The 20765-nt window shown below is 70.7% G+C and carries 25 protein-coding genes and 1 riboswitch; of the genes, 14 read left to right on the forward strand and 11 right to left on the reverse strand.

Translation table 11 applies throughout. From position 1 onward, the window contains the following. The 8 genes from ACXAHD_RS19710 to rpe form a co-directional block, all read right to left on the reverse strand. Nucleotides 1–271, reverse strand: a 271-nt coding sequence (locus ACXAHD_RS19710) for a hypothetical protein (protein ID WP_475052324.1), incomplete at its 3' end; no start/stop codon positions are given. Then, nucleotides 271–837 carry a SigE family RNA polymerase sigma factor gene (locus ACXAHD_RS19715; protein ID WP_281554604.1) on the reverse strand — a complete coding sequence of 189 codons (567 nt, stop codon included), beginning with the start codon at nucleotides 835–837 and terminating at the stop codon, nucleotides 271–273. The genes ACXAHD_RS19710 and ACXAHD_RS19715, both read right to left, overlap by 1 nt. Before the next feature lie 90 nt (nucleotides 838–927). Further along, entirely contained in the window at nucleotides 928–1413 is a 486-nt protein-coding gene (gene ribH / locus ACXAHD_RS19720; RefSeq protein ID WP_281554603.1) for a 6,7-dimethyl-8-ribityllumazine synthase, read from the reverse strand. Then, on the reverse strand, nucleotides 1413–2720 hold the full coding sequence (locus ACXAHD_RS19725; protein ID WP_281554602.1) for a bifunctional 3,4-dihydroxy-2-butanone-4-phosphate synthase/GTP cyclohydrolase II: 1308 nt from the start codon (nucleotides 2718–2720) through the stop codon (nucleotides 1413–1415). Before ACXAHD_RS19725 ends, ribH begins: the two co-directional genes overlap by 1 nt. After that, complete coding sequence (locus tag ACXAHD_RS19730; RefSeq protein ID WP_281554601.1) at nucleotides 2717–3379, reverse strand: riboflavin synthase; 663 nt, start codon at nucleotides 3377–3379, stop codon at nucleotides 2717–2719. The genes ACXAHD_RS19725 and ACXAHD_RS19730 overlap by 4 nt, the downstream gene beginning before the upstream one ends. A 4-nt stretch (nucleotides 3380–3383) precedes the next feature. Then, nucleotides 3384–4445, reverse strand: coding sequence for a bifunctional diaminohydroxyphosphoribosylaminopyrimidine deaminase/5-amino-6-(5-phosphoribosylamino)uracil reductase RibD (gene ribD, locus ACXAHD_RS19735; protein ID WP_281554600.1), 1062 nt, complete (start codon nucleotides 4443–4445; stop codon nucleotides 3384–3386). A gap of 186 nt (nucleotides 4446–4631) precedes the next feature. After that, nucleotides 4632–4823: riboswitch (FMN riboswitch) on the reverse strand. A gap of 115 nt (nucleotides 4824–4938) precedes the next feature. After that, a complete protein-coding gene (locus ACXAHD_RS19740) occupies nucleotides 4939–5904 on the reverse strand; it encodes a GGDEF domain-containing response regulator (protein ID WP_281554599.1) in 966 nt (321 codons plus the stop codon). Beyond that, nucleotides 5898–6578 (reverse strand): ribulose-phosphate 3-epimerase, encoded by a 681-nt coding sequence (rpe, locus tag ACXAHD_RS19745; RefSeq protein WP_281554598.1) that lies wholly within the window; start codon nucleotides 6576–6578, stop codon nucleotides 5898–5900. The genes ACXAHD_RS19740 and rpe overlap by 7 nt, the downstream gene beginning before the upstream one ends. A 17-nt stretch (nucleotides 6579–6595) precedes the next feature. Here rpe and ACXAHD_RS19750 point away from each other — a divergent pair, with 17 nt between their 5' ends. The 10 genes from ACXAHD_RS19750 (at nucleotide 6596) to ACXAHD_RS19795 (ending at nucleotide 15834) form a co-directional block, all read left to right on the forward strand. Further along, nucleotides 6596–6793, forward strand: a complete 198-nt coding sequence (locus ACXAHD_RS19750; RefSeq protein WP_281554597.1) for a hypothetical protein — start codon at nucleotides 6596–6598, stop codon at nucleotides 6791–6793. 213 nt (nucleotides 6794–7006) lie between these two features. Continuing rightward, nucleotides 7007–8311 (forward strand): cytochrome P450, encoded by a 1305-nt coding sequence (locus ACXAHD_RS19755; protein ID WP_281555562.1) that lies wholly within the window; start codon nucleotides 7007–7009, stop codon nucleotides 8309–8311. Nucleotides 8312–8365: 54 nt separating this feature from the next. After that, nucleotides 8366–9757, forward strand: a complete 1392-nt coding sequence (locus tag ACXAHD_RS19760) for a cytochrome P450 (protein WP_281567359.1) — start codon at nucleotides 8366–8368, stop codon at nucleotides 9755–9757. Further along, the gene (locus ACXAHD_RS19765; RefSeq protein WP_475052333.1) at nucleotides 9754–10812 is read left to right on the forward strand and encodes a terpene synthase family protein; all 1059 of its coding nucleotides are present in this window, start codon (nucleotides 9754–9756) and stop codon (nucleotides 10810–10812) included. The genes ACXAHD_RS19760 and ACXAHD_RS19765 overlap by 4 nt, the downstream gene beginning before the upstream one ends. Continuing rightward, on the forward strand, nucleotides 10809–11831 hold the full coding sequence (locus tag ACXAHD_RS19770; RefSeq protein ID WP_475052336.1) for a polyprenyl synthetase family protein: 1023 nt from the start codon (nucleotides 10809–10811) through the stop codon (nucleotides 11829–11831). The genes ACXAHD_RS19765 and ACXAHD_RS19770 overlap by 4 nt, the downstream gene beginning before the upstream one ends. 96 nt (nucleotides 11832–11927) lie before the next feature. After that, complete coding sequence (locus ACXAHD_RS19775; protein ID WP_475052338.1) at nucleotides 11928–12854, forward strand: septum formation family protein; 927 nt, start codon at nucleotides 11928–11930, stop codon at nucleotides 12852–12854. 14 nt (nucleotides 12855–12868) lie between these two features. After that, nucleotides 12869–13774: a septum formation family protein gene (locus ACXAHD_RS19780; protein WP_281554593.1), complete on the forward strand. Its 906-nt coding sequence runs from the start codon at nucleotides 12869–12871 to the stop codon at nucleotides 13772–13774. Between the two features lie 88 nt (nucleotides 13775–13862). After that, nucleotides 13863–14279, forward strand: coding sequence for a GntR family transcriptional regulator (locus ACXAHD_RS19785; RefSeq protein WP_475052341.1), 417 nt, complete (start codon nucleotides 13863–13865; stop codon nucleotides 14277–14279). Further along, nucleotides 14276–15205 (forward strand): ABC transporter ATP-binding protein, encoded by a 930-nt coding sequence (locus ACXAHD_RS19790; RefSeq protein WP_475052343.1) that lies wholly within the window; start codon nucleotides 14276–14278, stop codon nucleotides 15203–15205. Before ACXAHD_RS19785 ends, ACXAHD_RS19790 begins: the two co-directional genes overlap by 4 nt. Beyond that, nucleotides 15202–15834, forward strand: coding sequence for a hypothetical protein (locus ACXAHD_RS19795; protein ID WP_475052345.1), 633 nt, complete (start codon nucleotides 15202–15204; stop codon nucleotides 15832–15834). Before ACXAHD_RS19790 ends, ACXAHD_RS19795 begins: the two co-directional genes overlap by 4 nt. Before the next feature lie 66 nt (nucleotides 15835–15900). Here the strand turns inward: ACXAHD_RS19795 and ACXAHD_RS19800 are convergent, their stop codons facing one another. Then, nucleotides 15901–16263 carry a hypothetical protein gene (locus ACXAHD_RS19800; RefSeq protein WP_281554589.1) on the reverse strand — a complete coding sequence of 121 codons (363 nt, stop codon included), beginning with the start codon at nucleotides 16261–16263 and terminating at the stop codon, nucleotides 15901–15903. A gap of 209 nt (nucleotides 16264–16472) precedes the next feature. On the opposite strand from ACXAHD_RS19800, the gene ACXAHD_RS19805 reads away from it, so the two are divergent. The 3 genes from ACXAHD_RS19805 to ACXAHD_RS19815 all read left to right on the forward strand — a co-directional run bounded on the left by ACXAHD_RS19805 (nucleotide 16473) and on the right by ACXAHD_RS19815 (nucleotide 18126). Next, the gene (locus ACXAHD_RS19805) at nucleotides 16473–17300 is read left to right on the forward strand and encodes a DUF5753 domain-containing protein (RefSeq protein WP_281554588.1); all 828 of its coding nucleotides are present in this window, start codon (nucleotides 16473–16475) and stop codon (nucleotides 17298–17300) included. Further along, the gene (locus tag ACXAHD_RS19810) at nucleotides 17297–17491 is read left to right on the forward strand and encodes a DUF397 domain-containing protein (RefSeq protein WP_281554587.1); all 195 of its coding nucleotides are present in this window, start codon (nucleotides 17297–17299) and stop codon (nucleotides 17489–17491) included. The genes ACXAHD_RS19805 and ACXAHD_RS19810 overlap by 4 nt, the downstream gene beginning before the upstream one ends. Before the next feature lie 77 nt (nucleotides 17492–17568). After that, nucleotides 17569–18126 (forward strand): Uma2 family endonuclease, encoded by a 558-nt coding sequence (locus ACXAHD_RS19815; RefSeq protein ID WP_281554586.1) that lies wholly within the window; start codon nucleotides 17569–17571, stop codon nucleotides 18124–18126. Between the two features lie 29 nt (nucleotides 18127–18155). Here the strand turns inward: ACXAHD_RS19815 and ACXAHD_RS19820 are convergent, their stop codons facing one another. Both ACXAHD_RS19820 and ACXAHD_RS19825 read right to left on the reverse strand, forming a co-directional pair. Then, nucleotides 18156–18878, reverse strand: a complete 723-nt coding sequence (locus ACXAHD_RS19820) for a DJ-1/PfpI family protein (RefSeq protein ID WP_281554585.1) — start codon at nucleotides 18876–18878, stop codon at nucleotides 18156–18158. A gap of 90 nt (nucleotides 18879–18968) precedes the next feature. Then, nucleotides 18969–19589, reverse strand: coding sequence for a DUF6518 family protein (locus ACXAHD_RS19825; protein ID WP_281554584.1), 621 nt, complete (start codon nucleotides 19587–19589; stop codon nucleotides 18969–18971). Nucleotides 19590–19996: 407 nt separating this feature from the next. Here ACXAHD_RS19825 and ACXAHD_RS19830 point away from each other — a divergent pair, with 407 nt between their 5' ends. Continuing rightward, a complete protein-coding gene (locus tag ACXAHD_RS19830; protein ID WP_353850370.1) occupies nucleotides 19997–20398 on the forward strand; it encodes an SMI1/KNR4 family protein in 402 nt (133 codons plus the stop codon). The last annotated feature ends 367 nt before the right edge of the window (nucleotides 20399–20765 follow it).

The following is a 20765-nucleotide window of genomic DNA, read 5'->3' on the forward strand; positions in this document are numbered from 1 at the left end:
GGCCGGCGTTGACCGCCCCGGACGGCGGGCCGGGCTGTGACACCGGCGGCAAGCAGCCGACCACGCCGACCAGGCTGGCGGCGACGGTCGTGGCGGCGGCGCCGAGCAGCACCGCCGGCATCCGGCGCCGTCGGCGGGCGTCGATCTTGCCGCGGATCGCGGTCAGCCCGTCGGGCCGTACGTCGACCCGGTCGGCTTCGGTGTGCAGCGCCCGGCGCAGCAGGTCGGCGGTACCGGCGTCGCCGGGCAGGTTGTCGTGGTCGGTGTCCATCACAGGCCGTCCAGGCTGGTTCGCAGTGCGGCGATGCCGCGTGCGGTGTGGCTCTTCACCGCGCCTCGGCTGACCCCCATCGCGTCGGCGATCTGCGCCTCGGACAGGTCGGCGTAGTAGCGCAGCACGATCGCCTCCCGCTGGCGGGGCGGTAGGGCGCGCAGCGCGGTGATCACGTCGGCGTGGCGGAGCTGGTCGAGGGCGCCGGCTTCGGCGCTGGGTGCGTCGGGGTCGGGCCGGGCGGCGGCCAGGTGGGCTTGCACGACCCGTCGGTGCCGGATCGCCGACCGGCACCGGTTGACCACGGTGACCCGCAGGTAGCCGAGTGCCTTGTCGGCGTCGCGGAGCCGCCACCAGCGGCTGTGCAGGGCCACGTAGGCATCCTGCACGATCTCTTCCGCCATGCCCGGTTCCCGCAGCAGCAGGGTGGCGAGGCGCACCAGCGGGCGGTAGTGCGCGGCGAACAGGCGGGTGACCGCCTCGTCCGCCGCCCACGTCGTCGTCTGTGCCCGCTGTCGTGGCATCGTCCTCCCCGAGCCCAGGTCGGTGACCAGTTCGGGTGTCACGCCACTACGACGTGTCACCAGCGCATCTGGTTTACCGCGCGAGCGGCGGGAACGTGACGGGTCGGGGTACCGCGGTTCGAGAGGTCAGGTTCAGCCCACCGGTACGGCGTGGACGGCCCGCAGGGCAAGCGCGGCGTCGAGCACGGCGACCATCGACGACCAGCCCTTGTCCTCGGCCGAGCCGGGCAGCCCGGCCCGGTCGCGGGCCTGGTCGATGGTCTCGACGGTGAGCACGCCGTGCCCGACCGGGGTGGACTCGTCGAGTGACACCCGGGTCAGGCCGTCGGTGACCGACCGGCACACGTAGTCGAAGTGGGCGGTGGCGCCGCGTACCACCACGCCGAGGGCGACCACCGCGTCACAGCGCCGGGCCAGGGCCTGGGCGACGACGGGCAGTTCGACGGAGCCGGCGACCCGGACCACCTGCACGGCGGCGACGCCGCAGGCGTCGGCGGCGGCGAGCGCCCGGGTGAGCATCGCGTCGACCAGGTCGGTGTGCCAGCGGGCGGCGGCGACGCCGACGGCAAGCCCGGCGGCGTCGACGGTGGAGACTCCGGGTTCGCCGAATCCGGCCATCAGGCCCGCCCTCCGGATAGTTCGCCGACCGGGTCGAGGTCGGCCGCGCCGTCGACGCCGTCAAGGTCGGCCGGTGCTGTGCCGGCCGGCTGATCGAGTCCGTCGAGCAGGTGGCCCATCCGGTCCCGTTTGGTACGCAGGTAGCGCACGTTCTCCGGATGCGGATGGACGGTCAACGGTTCCCGCCCGACGACGTTCAGGCCGTACCCGGTCAGCCCGGACACCTTGTCCGGGTTGTTGGTGAGCAGCCGGATCGATCGGACCCCGAGGTCGTGCAGGATCTGCGCACCGGTGCCGTAGTCGCGGGCGTCGGCGGGCAGGCCGAGTTCCAGGTTGGCGTCGACAGTGTCCCGTCCCTGGTCCTGCAACTGGTAGGCGCGCAGCTTGTGGGCCAGACCGATGCCCCGGCCCTCGTGGCCGCGCAGGTAGAGCACCACGCCGCGGCCCTCGGCGACGACCCGGGCCAGGGCGGCGTCCAGCTGCGGGCCGCAGTCGCAGCGCAGCGAGCCGAAAACGTCCCCGGTGAGGCACTCGGAGTGCACCCGGACCAGCACGTCACGACCGTCGTCGAGGTCACCGTGGACCAGGGCGATGTGTTCGGCCGGGTCGTGGGCGACCCGGTAGCCGACGGCGCGGAACACCCCGTACGGCATCGGCAGCCGGGCCTGCGCGACCCGCTCGACGTGGGTCTCGTTCCGCCGCCGGTGGGCGATAAGGTCGGCGATGGTGATCAGGGTGAGCCCGTGGTCGGCGGAGAACTTCTCCAGGTCGGGCAGGCGCATCATGGTGCCGTCGTCGTTGACCAGTTCGCAGAGCACCCCGGCGGGGCGCAACCCGGCGAGCCGGGCCAGGTCCACGGCGGCCTCGGTGTGACCGGGCCGGTGCAGGACACCGCCGGCGCGGGCGCGCAGCGGCACGACGTGGCCGGGCCGGGACAGGTCGGTCGGGCCGGCGGCGGGGTCGGCGAGCAGCCGCAGGGTGTGTGCCCGGTCAACGGCGGAGATGCCGGTGCTGACGCAGTCGCGGGCGTCGACGGTGACGGTGTACGCGGTGCCCCGCCGGTCCTGGTTGGTGTGGTACATCGGCGGCAGGTCGAGCCGGTCGCACTCGGCCTCGGGCAACGGCGCGCAGATGTAGCCGGAGGTGTGGCGCACCATGAACGCGACGAGTTCGGCGGTGGCGTGTTCGGCGGCGAAGATCAGGTCGCCTTCGTTCTCCCGGTCGGCGTCGTCGACGACCACCACGGCCCGGCCGGCGGCCAGGTCGTCGAGGGCCTGTTCGACGGTGCCGAACCCGGCGGCGGTCACGGGCGGACTCCGCCGACGGACCGTGCCCCGTCCAGTTGCTTCGCCACGTACTTCGCGATCACGTCGACCTCCAGGTTGACCAGGGCCCCGACCGGTTTCCGGCCGAGGGTGGTGAGTTGCACAGTGGTGGGAATCAGCCCGACGCCGAACCAGCCGGCCGTGCCGGACCCGGTCGCGGCCGTGACCGCCGCCGTGGTGTCGCCGTCGGACACCTCCATGACGGTCAACGAGACGCCGTCGACCGCGATTGAACCTTTCTCCACGACGTACCGGTGCAGGCCGGTGGGCAGGCTGAACCGGACCTGCTCCCAGCGGTCGCCGGGGGTGCGCCCGACGACGGTGGCGACCCCGTCGACGTGGCCCTGCACCAGGTGTCCACCGAGGCGGGTGGCGAGGGTGGCGGCGCGTTCCAGGTTGACCGGGTCACCGGGCCGCAGTGTCCCCAGTGAGCTACGGTCGAAGGTCTCCTTCATCACGTCGACGACGAACCGTTGCCCGTCGACGGAGACGACGGTGAGGCAGACGCCGTTGACCGCGATGGAATCGCCGTGCCGGGCGTCGGCGGCGACCAGTGGGCCGTGGACGGTGAGCACGCCGCTGTCGCCGTGCCAGTCGAGCGGGCCGGCCTCGCCCAGCTCCTCAATGATGCCGGTGAACATCGACTCAGCCCTCTTTCTGCCGGGGTACGGCGGTGATCCGCAGGTCGGGGCCGACCTGGGTGACGTCGACGATGGTCAGGTCGATGGCGTCGGCGATGGTGTGCACTCCGGCGTCGCCGAGCGCGGCGGGGCCGGCGCCGAGCAGCCTCAGGGCGAGGTAGCCGACCACCCGGTCGACCAGGCCGGCGCGCAGGAACGCTCCGGCGAGCACCGGGCCGCCTTCCAGCAGCGCGGAGCGGATGCCCCGGTCGTAGAGGGCGGTCAGCAGGGCGGTGAGGTCGACCCGGCCGCGGTGGTCGGCGCCGACGTCCGCGGTGGTGGCGATCCAGGTGCCGGCGGCAGCGTCCCGGACCCGGGCGTCGGCCGGGGTACGCCCGGAGCTGTCCACGATCACCCGGAGCGGCTGCCGGACGGCGGGTCCGCCGGTGCCCGGGGTCCGGACGGTGAGCCGAGGGTCGTCGGCGAGTACGGTGCCGACGCCGGCGATGATCGCGTCGGCGGTGCCGCGCAGCGTGTGGACGTCGGCGCGGGCCGCCTCCGAGGTGATCCACATGCTGGTGCCGTCGGCGGCGGCGGAGCGGCCGTCGAGCGTGGCGGCGTACTTCCAGGTGATGTAGGGGCGGCGCCGACGGACGGCGGTCAGCCAGGCGATGTTGGCGTTCTCGGCCTCGGCGGCGCGCAGCCCGACCTCGACGTCGATGCCGGCGGCGCGCAGCGTCTCGGTGCCACCGGCGGCGATCGGGTTGGGGTCGGGTACGGCCAGCACGACGCGGGCGAGCCCGGCGTCGACCAGGGCGGTGGAGCAGGGTCCGGTGCGTCCGACGTGGTTGCACGGTTCGAGGGTGACGACGGCGGTGCCGCCACGGGCCCGGTCGCCGGCCTGGGCGAGGGCGGCGATCTCGGCGTGCGCCCCGCCGGCGTAGGCGTGGAAGCCTTCGCCGACGACGTGGCCGGCGGTGTCCAGCAGGACGCAGCCGACGATGGGGTTGGGGCTGACCGAGCCGAGGCCACGGACCGCGAGGTCGATGGCGCGCCGCATCGCCTCGTCTTCGGAGAGGATCGCCATGGCCGTTTCTCTTCTCCTCGCCTGCCGGGGTGCGCGGCGGGCGGGAGGTGCCGGGCCCGGTGGGGGTGGCCGGCGACAGCATGGCGGCGGCGGAACGCCTCGGCGCCCGGCCACGACGGACCGGCCCCGGGGCGCTGCACGGGTACGGCGGTGCCAGTCGGCACGCCACACCTGAGCGTCCGTTCCGCGCGCTGTCTCCCATCCGGACTGTCTGGGCCGGTCCGTGCCACGTCGGCACGGTCTGGCCCAACCGTCGGCTCCGGAGTCTCACCGGATCCACCGGGCGTCGTCTGCGACTACGACCGGGTCGCGGGCTGGCCACGGCTCGCGCCGTGGATCACCGCCGGTTCGGAATTTCACCGAGTCCCGCCAGCGCGTGGTGGGTGCTTCTCCGAGTGTTACACAGTGCACGGGGATCATCGCCAGAGACGCGACCGACCTCACAGCTGTCGGATACCCGACAGAAGGTCGGTCGTCGGCCTGTTCTGGCAGGTCAGTTGGTGGACAGCCGGCGGTCGACCGCGATGTACGAGCCGGGTTGGCTCTTGGCAACCGACTTCATCTCGTTGGCCACCGTAATGATCTCGCGGGGGTCGCTGAACCGGCGGCTGCCCGCCGACACCGCCACCCCGACCGAGAGGGTGACCAGGGCAGCCTTCTGCAGTTTGCCGCGCCGGTCCTTGACCTCCACGTAGCCGCGCCGGGCGTCGGACGGGTCGTACAGCTCGTCGGCGGCCTTCTCGAAGTCGAGGATCGCCTGCTCGATGATCGGCCGCACCTGTTCGGGCGCGCAGACCACCACGAAGTCGTCGCCGCCGATGTGGCCGAGGAACGCCGGCGGCAACCCGATCGACACCACCGCCCGGTGCATGCAGCGGGCCAACGCGGAGATGAACTCGTCGCCGCGGGCGAAGCCGTACACGTCGTTGACGCTCTTGAACCGGTCGATGTCGACGTAGCCGACGGCGTAGTCGGCGCCGCTGCGGACCCGGTCGGTGATCTCCCGGCTGACCCGGGTGTTGCCAGGCAGCCCGGTCAGCGGGGACACCTCGCGGTACTCGCGGTTGCGCCGCAGCGTGGAGCTGACCCGGGCGATCAGCTCCGAGGTGTCGAAGGGCTTGACCAGGTAGTCGTCGGCGCCGGCGGTCAGCCCGACGACCTTGTCGACGGTCATCCCCTTGGCGGTCAGCATGATGATCGGCAATGCGGCGGTCATCGGGTCGGCCCGCAGCCGCCGGGTCAGGTCCAACCCGCCGATACGGGGCATCATCAGATCGACCACGGCCAGGTCCGGGCGGTGCCGTTCGATGATCTCCAGAGCCTCCTGACCATCATGGGCGAGCATCACGTCGAAGCCGTGCAACCGCAGGTTGACCTCGACGAACCGGGCGATGTCGACATCGTCGTCGACGACAAGGATCAGGTCCGGCCGGGACTCGGCCCCTTCCGGGCTCACCACCGTGGCGCGGTCCGCTCGGCGATCTGCCGCAGTCTGCGGACCGCCTCGGCGGGGTCCTCGGCGCCGTACACGGCGGTGCCGGCGACGAACGCGTCCGCGCCGGCCGCGGCGGCCTGCTCGATGGTGTCCGCGGCGATCCCGCCGTCGACCTCAATCCGCAGCTCAAGATGGCCGCTGGCGGCGTGCCGGCGGGCGGCGCGGACCTTCTCCAGCATCTCGGGGATGAACCGCTGGCCGCCGAACCCGGCCTTGATCGTCATGACCAGCAGGGTGTCGAAGCTGGGTAGCAGCTCCAGGTAGTCCTCCACCGGGGTGTCCCGGTCGACCGCCAGGCCGGCCTTGGCCCCGGCCGACCGCAGCTCCTTGGCCAGCGCCACCGGGTCGTCGCACGCCTCGGCGTGGAAGGTGACGTTGTACGCGCCGGCGTCGGCGTAGCCCGGTGCCCAGCGGCGCGGGTCGGTGATCATCAGGTGCACGTCGAACGGTAGTGAGGTGGCCGGCAGCAGGCTCTGCACCACCGGCAACCCGATGGTCAGGTTCGGCACGAAGTGGTTGTCCATCACGTCGACGTGCAGCCAGTCCGCCGTCCCCTCGACCGCGCGGGCCTCGTCGGCCAGACGGGAGAAGTCGGCGGCCAGGATGCTGGGCGCGATGAGCGGCGCTGGTGCGGTCACCGCGCCAGTCTACGAACGTGAGCAAGCGTTCCACACCCGCCACGACGATCGCCCGCCCGACGGCGGACCCGACGGCCGACCCGCCGATGGACGGCCGACCCGGCGGTCGGCGGGCGGGTAGCCGGGGCGGTCGGCGGGGCGGTCGGCACCGGGCCCGCGACCGGGCGTCGCAGGCGGGTACGCCGGCCCAACAATCCGCGCGAATGCGTTATTGACTGCCATTTACCGACATACGCAACGGCGCCGGTGGTGGCTCGAATAGCTCCAAGATCCACCACCGGCAATGCAAAATTTCCGATTGTAGCCACGACAGCACCTTCGGTAAGGTGGCCGCCATGACCGACCCGCGTCGCGTCGACGCAGATCCGGCTGCCCGCAGCAGATCCAGGCCAGTTCCACGGCTCAGCCTGCGGGAAAATCTCGTCGGGATGCGGGCTATGCGCCGGGATCAGCTTGCATTCCTGCAGGACGCGGTCCGTAACCACGGTGACATCTTCAGGATACGTCTCGGTGGTATACCGATGGTGGTACTGACCAACCCGGAGCACATCCACCATGTCCTGGTCGACAAACACGCCAACTACGACAAGGAAAGCTTTCTCTGGCGTACGGTCCGGGCGATCCTCCGGGAAGGACTGATCGGCAACCGGGGCGACGAGACCTGGCAACGTAACCGCCGGCTGATGCAGCCGACGTTCAACCACGCCAGCGTCGCCCGCTTCGCCCCGAACATGACCGGCCTGACCGCGGACATGATCCACCGATGGGCGCCGGAGGCTGCCTCCGGTGCGCCGGTCGACGTCGTCGGACCGCTCACCGACCTGGCGCTGAAGATCGTCCTGCGGTCGCTGTTCGGCGTCGAGCCCGACGAGCGCAGCCACCAGTTCGAACGCGACTTCCTGGAAGTCAACCGCCGGCTCGGCGACTTCCTCCGGTTCCCCTTCCCGCCGCTGAGCTGGCGCACCCCGTCCCGCAACCGGATCCGTGCACTGACCCGGAAGCTGGACGGCTTCGTCCGCTACCTGATCGACACCCGCCAGCACGAGCGCGACAGCGACCACCGGGACCTGTTCAGCCTGCTACGGCACGCGGTGGACCCGGTCACCGGCACCAGGCTCACCCCGGACCAGCTCTCCAACGAGATCCTGGCGATGATCATCGCCGGGTACGAGACCACCAGCAACTCGATCTCCTGGGTGTACTACCAGTTGGCCCGCCACCCGCAGGTGCAGCAACGGGTGCACGACGAGGTCGACACCGCCCTCGACGGGCGGGTGCCGACCTTCGACGACCTGCCCCGGCTGCCGTACACCCGGATGGTCATCGACGAGACGCTGCGGCTGTTCACCCCCGCCTGGCAGACGATGCGGCGGGCGGCGACCGACGATGTGGTCGGCGGCTACCGCATCCCGCAGGGCACCGAGGTGCTGATGAACCTGCTCCTGCTGCACCGGTACCCGGACTTCTGGCCCGACCCGGACCGCTTCGACCCCGACCGCTTCACCCCGGCAGCGGTCGCCGCCCGGCCCCGGCACGTCTACCAGCCGTTCGGCAGCGGCCCGCGGCACTGCATCGGCAAACACTTCGCCCGTACCGAGCTGCACCTGATCACCGTGATGCTCGCCCAGACGTTCGCGGTCAGCCTGCCCGAGGGCGCGCCGCCGGTCGGTTTCGCACCGCTGGTCACGCTGCACCCGGCGGGCGGCATGTGGCTCCGACTGCACCGTCGCTGACCTGCACCATCGCTGACCGGTCCACCGCGTCGACCCGTGGAAAGTGAGAAGAGCATGTCCCCGCAGGTACGCAGCCGAGCCCCGGGCGGCACCCGGGAGATACCCACCGTCACGCCGGGCAGCGGCGTCGGCGGCACCTTGGCCTTCAAACGCGACCAGCTCGCCTTCCTCGGCCGGGGCGTCGACCGCTACGGCGACATTTTCCGGTTCCGGCCCCTGGGTATCCCAATGGTGCTGGTCAACCATCCCGACTACATCCGGCATGTGCTGGTCGACGAGGGCGAGAAGTACGACAAGAACGCCGTCCTGTTCAAGGTCGTCCGGCCGGTGCTGCGCAAAGGGCTCATCGCCAACCCGGACATGGATCTGTGGCGACGGCAACGGCGGATGATGGCACCGCACTTCACACCCCGTACGGTCAGCTCTTTCACCCGAAACATGACCGACGAAGCCGAACAAATGCTCGTCCGGTGGGAGCAGAATTACGGCCGGGGCGGCACCCTCGACGTCACCGACGAGATCGGCCAACTCGCCCTACGAATCGTCAACCGGTCGCTGTTCAGCGCGCAGGTCGGCGACATCGCGCAGGCCTTCGAACGGGCATTCGGCGAGGCCAACGCGATCCTCGGCGCGTTCTTCCGATTCCCGTTCCCGCCGCTGAGCGTGCCGACCCCCCGGCACCGCCGGCTGCGGGCCGCGATCGCCGACATGGACACCTTCGTGTCAACGTTCATCAACCGCCGGCTGCACGAGGAGGTGCCCACCGGCGAGGAGACCGACCTGCTCACCCTGCTGCTGCACACCGTCGACGAGACCGACGGCCAGCGGATGGACCTGGAACAGCTGCACCACGAGGTGCTCAACATCTGCATCGGCGCCTACGAGACCACCACGAACACCCTGTCCTGGGCGTTCTACCTGCTCGCCCGGCACCCAAGGGTGGAGGCGAAGCTGCACGCCGAGGTCGACTCGGTGCTCGCCGGCCGGACGCCGACCTTCGAGGACCTGCCCCGGCTGCCGTACACCCGGATGGTCGCCGACGAGACGCTGCGCATCTACTCACCGGCGTACCAGTTCATGCGCCGGGCCAGCTCGGCCGACGTGATCGACGGTTACCGGGTGCCGGCCGGCACCAACATGCTGATCAACAGCTACCTGCTGCACCGGCACCCCGACTTCTGGGACGACCCGGAACGCTTCGACCCGGAGCGGTTCACCCCGGAGCAGGTGGCGCGGCGCCCGAAGCACGTCTACGTGCCGTTCGGCAGCGGCCACCGGATCTGCATCGGCAAACACTTCGCGCTGTCCGAGCTGGTCCTGGTGCTGGCCTCGGTGGCCCGTCGGCACCGGCTCGTACTGCCACCGGACGCACCCGAGGTGCGGCCGGAGGCGCTGATCACCCTGCACCCCAAGGGCGGGGTCCACCTCAACCTGGAGTACCGGTGACCTTCACGGACGACACGGCCAGCCACCTGAGCCTCGACCCGGTCCAGCAGACCCTCGACCGCTTCCCCTACCAGCTCAACCCGCACGTCGAACAGGCCCGCGCGCACCTGACCAGTTGGGTACGCGATACCGGACTGGTGCTGCGTGAGCAGGCCCGCGCCCGATTCGACCACGCCGACTTCGGCTGGTTCGCGTCGATGGTCTACCCGACCGCCGACGCGGCGCATGCCGAGCTGATGGCCGACTGGTTCGCCTGGCTGTTCCTGGTCGACGACCAGTTGGACGACGGTGCCGACGGACGCAGCCCGCAGCACCTCGCCGAGGTGATGGCCGCGATGCGGCGGGTGCTGTCCGCCGACGACTTCGGCGCCGCCGACGCGCGGCGCCGGGACCTGCCCCGGGCGGTGTCGTCGCTGGCCGACCTGTGGCGGCGTACCGCGCCGGACGCCACCGCCCGCTGGCGGCAACTGTTCGTACGGCACCTGGAGCAGTGCCTGACCACCGCCGCCACCTGGGAGGCCGGCAACCGGCTGTCCGGCACCGTGCCGGACGAGGCCACCTACATCGAGAAACGCCGGCACACCGGGGCGATCTACGTCTGCATGGACTTCATCGACGTCGTCGAACGAATCGACATGCCCGACGAGGTGTACGACAGCGCGCCGTTTCGCACCGCGCTCGACGCCGCCTGCAACGTGGTCTGCTGGACCAACGACATCTACTCGCTGGACAAGGAACGCGCTCTCGGCGAGGTACACAACCTGGCGTACATCGTCGGCTACCACCATGGGCTAGACCGCGACGCGGCGGTCGACCGGGTGACCCGGGCGATCGACGCCGAGACCGACCTGTACCTGACCGCGCAGGCGCAGCTGCGGCGGACCTTCCCCGGCCGGCCGGCGGTGCTGGAGCCGTACCTGGCCGGGATGCGCAGCTGGATGCGCGGCAACGTCGACTGGTCCAGCCGGACAAAGCGCTACCAGCCGACGCCGGCGACCACCGAACCGGCGCCACAGGAGTATCTGGAGGCCACGTTGCTCGGGAGCCAGGGTTGACCGCCACGACCACCGCACAACGCGACGCCTGGGCGCGACTGGCGGCGGCGCGGACGTTGATCGAGCCGCAGCTGCGCCGCGCCGTCGACCGGCTCGCCGACCCGATCCACACCGTCGCCGGCTACCACTTCGGCTGGTACGCCGCCGACGGCAGCCCGGCCGAAGCCGGCTGGGGCAAGGGGCTGCGCGGCGGCCTGGCACTGGCCTGCGCCGAGGCGGTCGGTGCCCCGGCGGACCGGGCGGCGCCGGCGGCGGTCGCGGTGGAGCTGGTGCACAACTTCACCCTGCTGCACGACGACGTGATGGACGGCGACCGGACCCGGCGTGGCCGGCCCACCGCCGGGGCCGCGTTCGGCGACGCGCAGGCCATCCTGGCCGGTGACGCGCTGCTCGCGCTGGCCTTCGACACGGTACGCGGGCAGGCCGCCCCAGCCGCCGCCGAGCTGTGCCAGGTGCTGCTGGATCTGGTGGCCGGGCAGAGCGCCGACGTGGCGTTCGAGTCACGTACCGCCGTGGGGTTGGACGCCTGCCTGGCGATGGCGGCCGGCAAGACGGCGTCGCTGATTGGCGCCGCCTGCGCGGTCGGCGCGATCAGCGGCGGCGCCGCCCCGGACCGGATCGACGGGCTGAAGGGGTACGGCCACCACCTGGGGATGGCGTTCCAGCTGGTCGACGATCTGCTTGGCATCTGGGGCGACCCGGCGGTGACCCGCAAACCGGTCGGCGCCGACCTGCGGCAGCGCAAGAAGTCGCTGCCGGTGGTGTTCGCGATGGGCAGCGGCACGCCGGCCGGCGCCGAGCTGACCCTGCTGTACGCGATACCGGGCGGGTTCACCGACGGGCAGGTGGCCCGGGCCGCGCTGCTCGTCGAGCAGGCCGGCGGCCGGGACTGGGCGAGGCGGGAGGCGGACCGGCACCGGGCGGCGGCGCTCGACCGGCTGGCGACGGCCCGGCCCGAAGCCGGCGCGGGTACGGCGCTCGCCCAGCTCGCCGACCTGGCCACCCATCGGGACCACTGACCGTGCTAGACAGTGCTCCGGGGCCCGGCCGGTCGGCGGTCGACCCGGTGTCGTAGCCTCGTCGGCTTGAGTGGACAACGGGGAGGCGGCAGGATCATGGCGCGACGGTGGGGTGTCCGGGCGAGGCTGGCAGCGCTGCTGACCGCCGCGTCACTGACCACGATGGCCGGCTGTGTGCCGCTGTCGCCGGGCGTGGACGGGGATCTGGTCAACGGCTGGGCCGCGTTCGACGAACCCGTCCACTTCGCACCCGAGGCCGGCAGCTGCTATAACGCTAGTCGGCGCTTCATTGACTGGGAGAGCTATCGACCAGTTGGCTGCGTCCGGTACCACCTGGTGGAGACCGTGCACGTCGGAACGCTCGGCGACGAGCCGGCGGTGCCGTTCGACGAGGACGGCGCGGCGGACGGTCTGATTCCGGCCCGGCGGGCCGCCCGGGCCGAGTGTGACCGAAGGGTGAACGAGTTCCTTGGCGGTCCCTGGCAAACCGCCCGGCTGCAGATGACGGTCGTGTCGCCGTCCGACGCCGCCTGGACCGGCGGGGCCCGCTGGTTCGGCTGCGACGTAGGGGTCGTGGACAGTCCTGGCGGCCCACTGGTCGACTGGTACGGCACCATCAAGGGTGCGCTGCACGCTCCCGGCCATCCGCTGCTTCTGACGTGCTACGACTCGGCGGCGGTCGGTGTCGACGACGAGCCGCTGACCGAGCCGCTGGACTGCGACACCCCGCACCAGGCCGAGTTCGCCGGCACGTACGTGGAGGACAAACTGGGGTACGACGAGGTGGAGTTGAACGACGATCGGGTTCACACCCGGTGCCGCAAGGTGGTGGCCGACTACGCGAAGGTGCCGAACAACGGCGACCTGCAGTACCGGGTGGGCACCATCTACACCTACTCCGACGTCCTGGACTGGGCGGAGGGCGACAGGACGATCCGCTGCTTCGCCTGGCGGGCCGACCCGCTGTTGACCGGCTCGGTGCGCGACGGCGGCCCCGGCGCCCTGCCCATCCAGTACCAGTGAATCGGCAGATTCTCATGATCTTGCAGCCGCTACGGACCAGGATGGTCGCGCTGCTGGCCGCCGCGTCGCTGGCCGTTACGGCCGGCTGTGCGGCACCGCCGCCGGGGACCGACGGCACCCTCACCGACGGTTGGGCCGGGTTCGACGAGCCGACCACCTTCGTCCCGCAGGCCGGCACCTGCCACCGCGCCGAGGCTGCCTCGGGCAGCGGCAGGTACTACCGTCCGGTCGACTGCGACGAACTGCACCTGGTCGAGACAGTCCACGTCGGCACCTTCACCGGTGCCGACGCGCAACGGACGACCGCCCCGGTGGGCAATGTCCCGGCCCGCGAGACGGCCCGCGTCGAGTGCGATGCCCGGGCCGCCGAGTTCCTCGGCGACATCTGGCAGCACGGCCTGCTCGACATGACCGTGCTGGTGCCGCCGCAGGCGGCCTGGAGCGCCGGGGCCCGCTGGTTCCGCTGCGACCTCACCGAGATCAGCAGTGTGTTCCGGGACAAGGTGCTGCCCCGGACCGGAAGTCTGCGCGGCACGCTGGCCGACGGTGGCGCGCTGCGGCTGGGCTGCCACGACGTGCGGTGGGGCGACGACCACCTCGAAGCGCTGGAGCCGGTCGACTGCGCCCGGCCGCACCACGGCGAGTTCGTCGGCGTCTTCGACGGCGGCACCCTGCCCGGCAGCTGGCCCGGGGACGAGGCGATTCAGGAGCGCTGCCTGCTGATGATCGCCGACTACGCGGACCTGCCGGTCGACGAGGACCTGCCCTACCGGGTGGCCACGTTCTGGTTCCGGACGGGGAACCCTTCGGTGTGGGCAGGCGACCTGCGGGTCCGCTGCTTCCTGTACGTACCGGACTTCACCACCCCGCTGGTCCGCTCCGCCAAGGGCGGCGGTCCCGACCTGTTCCCGGTCTGGTAGCCGCTCACGATCCCTGGCCGTCCGGCGCACCCGACCCCGACCAGGCATAGTGCTATTCTGCTAGCAGCCTAGCAGAATAGGAGTCGGTGTGATCGATTTCAGGCTGGACCGCCGGTCCGGCGTCACCCCGTACCTGCAGTTGGTGCAGCAGGTACGCCAGGCGGTGCGGCTCGGCTGGCTGCAGGAGGGCGACCGGCTGCCGACCGCCCGGGAGGTCGTCGCCGCACTCGGGATCAACCAGAACACGGTGCACAAGGCGTACCGCGAACTGGAACGCGACGGCGTGGTGCAGTCCCGGCCCGGCGTCGGCACCTTCATACTGGCGTCGCTGTCGGCCCGCCGCGCGGCCTGGGACCCGGCGATCCGCACCCAGCTCGCGGCCTGGGTCGCCACCGCCCGCGCCGCCGGCCTGGACGACGACGACCTGCGCGCCGTCCTCGCGGCCGAACTGGCCGAGAACGCCTCGCCCCGAGCGGCGGACGACCAGCCGGGACGGACCGGATGACCACGTTGCAGACCACCGGCCTTGGCAAACGGTACGGCCGCAGCTGGGCGCTGCGCGACTGCACGCTCGCCGTACCGGCCGGCACGGTCACCGCGCTCGTCGGCCCGAACGGTGCCGGCAAGACCACCCTGCTGCACCTGGCGGTCGGCCTGCTCACCCCCAGCGCCGGGCAGGTCCGGGTCGGCGGACGGCCACTCACCGGGCACGGCCACGACCTGGCCCGGGTCGCGTTCGTCGCCCAGGACAAGCCGCTGTTCGCCGGGTTCACCGTGGCGGAGATGCTCCACTTCGGCCGGGCCGCCAACCCGGCCTTCGACACCGGCGGGGCGCGGGCCCGGCTCGACGACTACGGCATCCCGCTGCGGCAGCGGGTCCGCACCCTCTCCGGTGGGCAACGCACCCTGGTCGCGTTGGCCCTCGCCCTGGGCAAACGCGCCGAACTGCTGCTGCTCGACGAGCCGCTCGCAGACCTGGACCCGTTGGCCCGTACCGAGGTGATGGGTGCGCTGATGGCCGCCGTCGCCGACACCGGCGCCACCGTGGTGCTCTCCTCGCACATCCTGGCCGACCTGGTCGACACCTGCGACTACCTGCTGCTGCTCAACCGTGGCCGGCTGCAGGTGGCCGGCGGATTCGACGAGCTGACCGAGGCGCACCGGGTGCTGACCGGGCCGGCCGAGCTGGCGCAGCGGCTGCGGGCGGCGGACCAGCCGCCCGTACACCTGAGCGTCACGGCCCGGCAGACCACCGCGCTGGTCCGGCAGGCCTCGGCCGCAGTACGCGGAGAGCCGGCCAGCCACGACGACGGGCAGGTGCCCGGCCTGGAGGAGCTGGTGCTGGCGTACCTGCGCAACCCGGACGCCGTCTGCCTGCCCGCACCCGCACTCGTCGCGGCCGGTCGGCCGGCCGGGAAGGAGACCCGATGATCTGGCTCGCCTGGCGTCAGCAGCGGTTCCCGTTCATCGCCGCCGCGATCCTGATCTGCCTTTACGGCGGGTTGACGGCGGCCGCCCACGTCGATGCCGAATTCGTCACCATCACCCAGCTGTTCGCCGGCTACCTGACCATCGGGGTCTGCATGTTCTGGGGCGTGCCGTTGGTGGCCCGCGACCTGGAGCAGGGCACCCACCGGCTGGCCTGGACGCAGAGCCGGCCGCGCGGCCACTGGCTGGCCGCCCGGCTGGCGGTCGCGGCGGCCGGGGCGCTGGCCGCCGCCGCCGTGGTGACCGCCATCGTCACCTGGGGGTTGCCGACGACCGACGGCGACCCGATGCGCTGGTTCGCCTACGAGTCACACGATCTGGTCCCGCTCGCCCGGGTGCTGTTCGCGCTCGCCCTCGGCGCGGCGCTGGGTGCGGTGACCCGCAACACGCACGTCGCGATGGCGCTCAGCGTGCCGGTGCTGGGCATCGTCCAACTGGGCGGTGCACGCGTGGTGCGCGAGGCCAGCTCGTGGACGTACTGGCAGTTGCAGGTCGCCGAGTCCGGCGTCTACCTGGGCGCGGCGGCCGTACTCACCGCAGTCACGTTCCTCGCCGTCCACCGCCGGCCCTGACCCACGTGACGCCCGCACCGGTCCCCGCGCCCCGCTGGCTCTGATGAGCACACCGGTCAGTACAGGTCAGTAGATCCAGCTGAATTCCAACTCGTCGATGGTGTTGCCGACGTGGACCTCGGCCAGGAATCGGCGCATCAGGCTGCCCGGGTCGGCGGCGTCCTCGATCTGGATCAGCATGCCGCGTCCGTGCGCGACGACGGCGTCGAGCACGAGGCGTTCGAGCCTTTCGGCGTTGACCGGGCCGGGCCGGCAGCCGCACGGTGCGCCGTACGCCCGGCCGCTCAACGTCTGCAGGCAGACCAGCCGACGGTCGCAGCCGGCACAGGTCAACAGCCCGTCGAGGGAAAACTCGGACCGACCCGCGCGGTCGACGCGGGACATGCCGGTCGGCGGTACGTGTCCACCGCTGGCGGTGCGCTCACTCATGTTCGCAAACCTCCGTCACGAGATACCGGATTTCGTGAATTCACCCTTGTGGCGGACCACATTTCCAGCCGGCGTACGGCAGACTCAATCGTGGACGCTGGCTTGTCTCCACTGTGATGTGGCGATTTCGGCGACCAGCCCGGCCAGCGGTTGCTTTCTGAAACATTGGCGCGGGTGGTGGGTGTGTCGGATGAGAGGAAGGTGAAGCGATGCCGGTCACCGGACCGACTGTGGTGCGCCGTCAGCTGGGGCGACGGCTGCGCCGACTGCGGGAGGAGTCGTCCCGCACCGAGCAGGAGGTGGAGCGGGCGAAGGTCTGTTCGCGTACGACGTTGTGGCGCATCGAGAACGGTAAGTTCCCGGTCAAGATGAACACCGTTCGCGGTCTCTGCTGGTTCTACGGTGCCGACCCGGAGACGACGGACGCGTTGACCCGGCTCGCCGGGGCAAGCGACGAGCACGGCTGGTGGGAGTCGCACGGCGACGCCGTACCGGACTGGTTCCGCCTGTACGTCGGCCTCGAAGCCGCCGCCACCGAGATCGGGGTCTATGACCCCGAGGTGATCCACGGTCTGCTGCAGACGCCGGATTACATGCGCGCGGTGTTCCGCGCCACCTATCCGGATGCGCCGCAGGAAAAGATCGAGCGGCTGGTATCGCTGCGGCTGGACCGGCAGATTTCCTACTACGACCGCGAGCAGCCGGCCCGGATCGTCGCGATTCTCGGGGCCGGTGCGCTCGTCCGCGAGGTCGGCGGCCCTGCGGTGATGGCCGAACAGCGCGCCCACCTGGCCAGCCTGGGCCGACGGGTACGGGTGGAGGTCCGCGTCCTGCCCTGGTCCGTCGGCGCTCACCCTGCGTTCTCCGGCCAGTTCATCTTGCTCGACTTCGCCGACCCGGACGACCCGGACATCGCCTACGTCGAGTCTCATATGGGTGCTCGTTACCTGGAGCGTCCAGAGGAGTTGGCGGAGTACCGTCGAATTTTCCGGCTGATCCGCGGGCAGTCGGTCCCGATCGAGGAGCATCTGCGATGAAGCCTGACACCCCCTGGTTCACCTCCAGCCGCAGCGCCGGCAACGGCGGAGCGTGCGTCGAAGCCCGTCGGCACGCCGGACAGGCCGAGGTACGCGACAGCAAGGACCGCACCGGCCCCACCTTGACCTTCACCACCCGGCAGTGGGGCACCTTCACCACCGCCCTACAGACCGGCACCCTCCCCCACTGACCACCGCCGATCGCCCTGTCCCCCACCCCTATCCCTGGGGTGGGGGACGCTCGTCCTCCTTCTGACACTGGTGACGCGTGAACGTCCTTGATCTCAACCGAACCTGGGACGAAGCGAAGTACTTCGCACTGGGCCAGACACCTGACCGGACCGAGCTGGTCGACGGTCGTCTGTGGATCAGTCCGGCACCGAGCAAGCGTCATCGACAGCTCTCGTTCCTGCTGATGTCCGCGCTGTATCCGGCGGCCCGGTCTGCCGGTCTCAAGGCGTACGAGGCGATCAACGTCAGATTGCGTACCGATCGGATCGTGATCCCAGACCTTGTCGTCGCCGACACCAGCAGCGAAGGATCCGTTACCGATGCGACCGAGGTCGTGCTGATCTGCGAGATCACGTCTCCGAGCAACGCCGCCACCGATCGACTGCTCAAGATGCAGTTGTACGCCGCCGCCCGAATCTCGTGGTATCTGCTGGTTGAGCCCGAGTTGCCGGGTCCGTCAGCAGTGACACTCCGGCTCTTCCGGCTTGACAACGAGCACTACGTCGAGCACGTGACCGCGACCAAGGGCGACGTGCTGACCACCGATCAACCGTTTCGGTTCACGCTCGACACGGCCGCACTGCTCGACGAGTAGACACCCGGCCGGCCGAGCGATGGCTGTGGCTAGGTTCGGACTGGATCGGTCCAGACGGTGCCTCGTGCCTGGTATTCGAGGGCTTCCTCTACCCGGATGGCGACGTCCGCACCCAGCAGGCGCTTCACCAGGTGCAGCCCCAGGTCCAGGCCGGAAGTGATTCCGGCGGCGGTGACGAGGTCGCCGTCGTCGACCACGCGGGCGTTCTTGACGATGCCGCCGCGCGAGGTCAGCTGCTGCTTCGCGACGGTGTGCGTGGTGCAGGGGCGGCCGTCGACCAGGCCGGCCACGGCGAGGAGCACCGCGCCGGTGCACAACGACGACATGATGAGCCTCGGCCGGGGAGCCGCCGCCAGCGCGCTGGGCAGCGCCCCGTTTTCGATCTCCGCCCAGATGCCGGGCTCGCCGGGTCGACCACCACCGGGAACGATGATCACGTCGGCCGTCTCGGGCTGCCAACCATGCTTGACCCGTACCTCGGTGCCGAACGCTGCGGTGACCAGGCGTGGCCGACCGTGCACCATGTAGTTGACGTCGATCTCCCGTTCGCTGTACCAGCCGGCCAGCGAGAACACTTCCTTTGGGGCGATGAAGTCCTGCTCCTCGACACCGTCGAACATTACGATCCGTACCCGCAAGGGTCTGTTGGTGTCACGCGGCGGCGCGGCCGCAGCCGCAGCCGCGACCGGTCCGCCGGTCAGCGCTCCGACGCCCACCGCCGCCCCACCCGTCAACATCGCCCGTCGCTTCATCTACGTCCCTCCGTCACCAACGTCAGCAGATAGATAGTCGGCGATAGAGGCATGCTGGTTCCGGGCGAAGCACGGGAAGGTTCCTTTGGTTCAGCGGAAGCCGGCCGCCAGGAACGCTCCGAGGCCGAGCAGCGCCAACGGCAGCGCCGTGGCGAGGCTGAGGAGCCGGTTACGGGTAGTCCCACCGGCCAGGACGATCACCAGTACGCCGAGCACCGCTCGGACCACGACATGCGGGATCCGCTCGCTGCCGTAGCTCGGATCGCCGATTCGGGCCGCCTCCAACGCCGCCTCGGTGAAGCACACCGCGCCCGGCAGGGCCGTACCGATGGTCTGCCGCCAGCCTGAGCCACGTGCCCAGATGCCGCCGACGCCGAAGACCACTCCGGCGAGGACCCCGAAGGCCATCCAGAGCAGAGAGGTAGGCGCCCACAGCAGCGACCAGTCGTCGCCCTGGACCAGCGCCGCCGCCACGTAGTAGGCGGGTACGGCGATCACCAGTCCGGCGGCGGCACCGGCAGCGGCCCGCAGCCATTCGGTACGGACCCAGTACCCGAAGAAGAACGCGGCGACCGCCCACACCGCAGACGAGTTGCCCAGGTCGGCAAGGGGCCACCAGGGCATGAACTTGATCCATACGAAATCGACGAAGCCCAGCAGGAAGCCGCCGAGCACCGCGACGAGCGCGACGCGCCGATTGTCCGGATACATGCTGTAGGACCATACCGTGCCGCAGGCCAGGCCGTTCCTCGCGCTGCGGGCACCTACCGCACCGCCACCTGCCCCACTCCAACGTTCTTGCACGCCCGTGGGCGGGAGGAACGTACACCACCTCGAACCCATCGCTCGGCCGCGCCGGGGACCACTCACTCGCAGCTTCCATCGCCCTTCTGTCGCTGTCTGCGTCCAGAGGCTGGTCGGCGGCAGAGCCGGGCGGCAAGCTGTGCAGCCGATTCGGTGCGCCCGCCCCGCCGACCTGCCGTCGGATACATATGCTGAGCAGCATGGACATCATGCGGTTCGACGTGCTGGCCGAGTCCCTGCGCCAGGAGTCGGCCGCTTCGCTGGCCAAGTACGGTTTCCCACTCATCGAGGGGTAGGCAGTCACCGAGAGGGAGATCTCCGAGGTCGAGACCCATCTGGACGTCATTCTCCCGGAGCTACACAAGGCCTTCATGGTCCGTTATGGCGGCGGGAGGTTCGGGTTCGTCGAGCTCTTCCCGATCGTGAGCCATGACTTAGGCGACGAGGACCTCAGATCAGTCAACGACCGCGAGTCCCCGACCGAACCTTCATCGCCGTCGCCTCCGTCGGCACCGGGGATCAAGGGTTTCCCGGTCACCAGCAGCCGTTGTCACGACGACGTCTGGTTCCGCTTCCACGGTGCCGGCAAACCTGAACTTGACGCAGCTGACTTCCTGAGTTCGTGGCGCGCCATGGGTGCAGAGCCTAACCATTCGCCCATCCTCAACTGCTGCCGGTCGGGCGTACCGCCGGGCTGCGGTGTCCGGCAACTGTGACCTGCCCTGCGGGGGCCGGTACGAACGGTCCGCCACCCGTTTGGAGGTCGAGGATGCGTACATCGATGTAGCCGTCTGAGCTGTTTGTTGGGTCGACCTCGGGGCCCGGCGACCTGTTGCGCGATGTTGTAGCGGCGTGGCCGTTGATCGTCTGGCAGCGGGTCTCTACGGATGTGGTCTCGTGGCTGTCGTGCGGTACTGGACGGCACTTGATGAGCAGCTGGTGCGGGTGCTGGCCGCTGACCACGAGGGCGTACGCCGCCAACGCCGCGTGTCTCCAGATGGTGACGTTCGTGGACGGTGCCATCGCCATGCTCCGGAGGGATGCGGTGTTCGCCGGCTCGGCCGAGGTGATTGAGTAGCCATG

This window comes from Micromonospora sp. ABR4_055, from assembly GCF_056160425.1.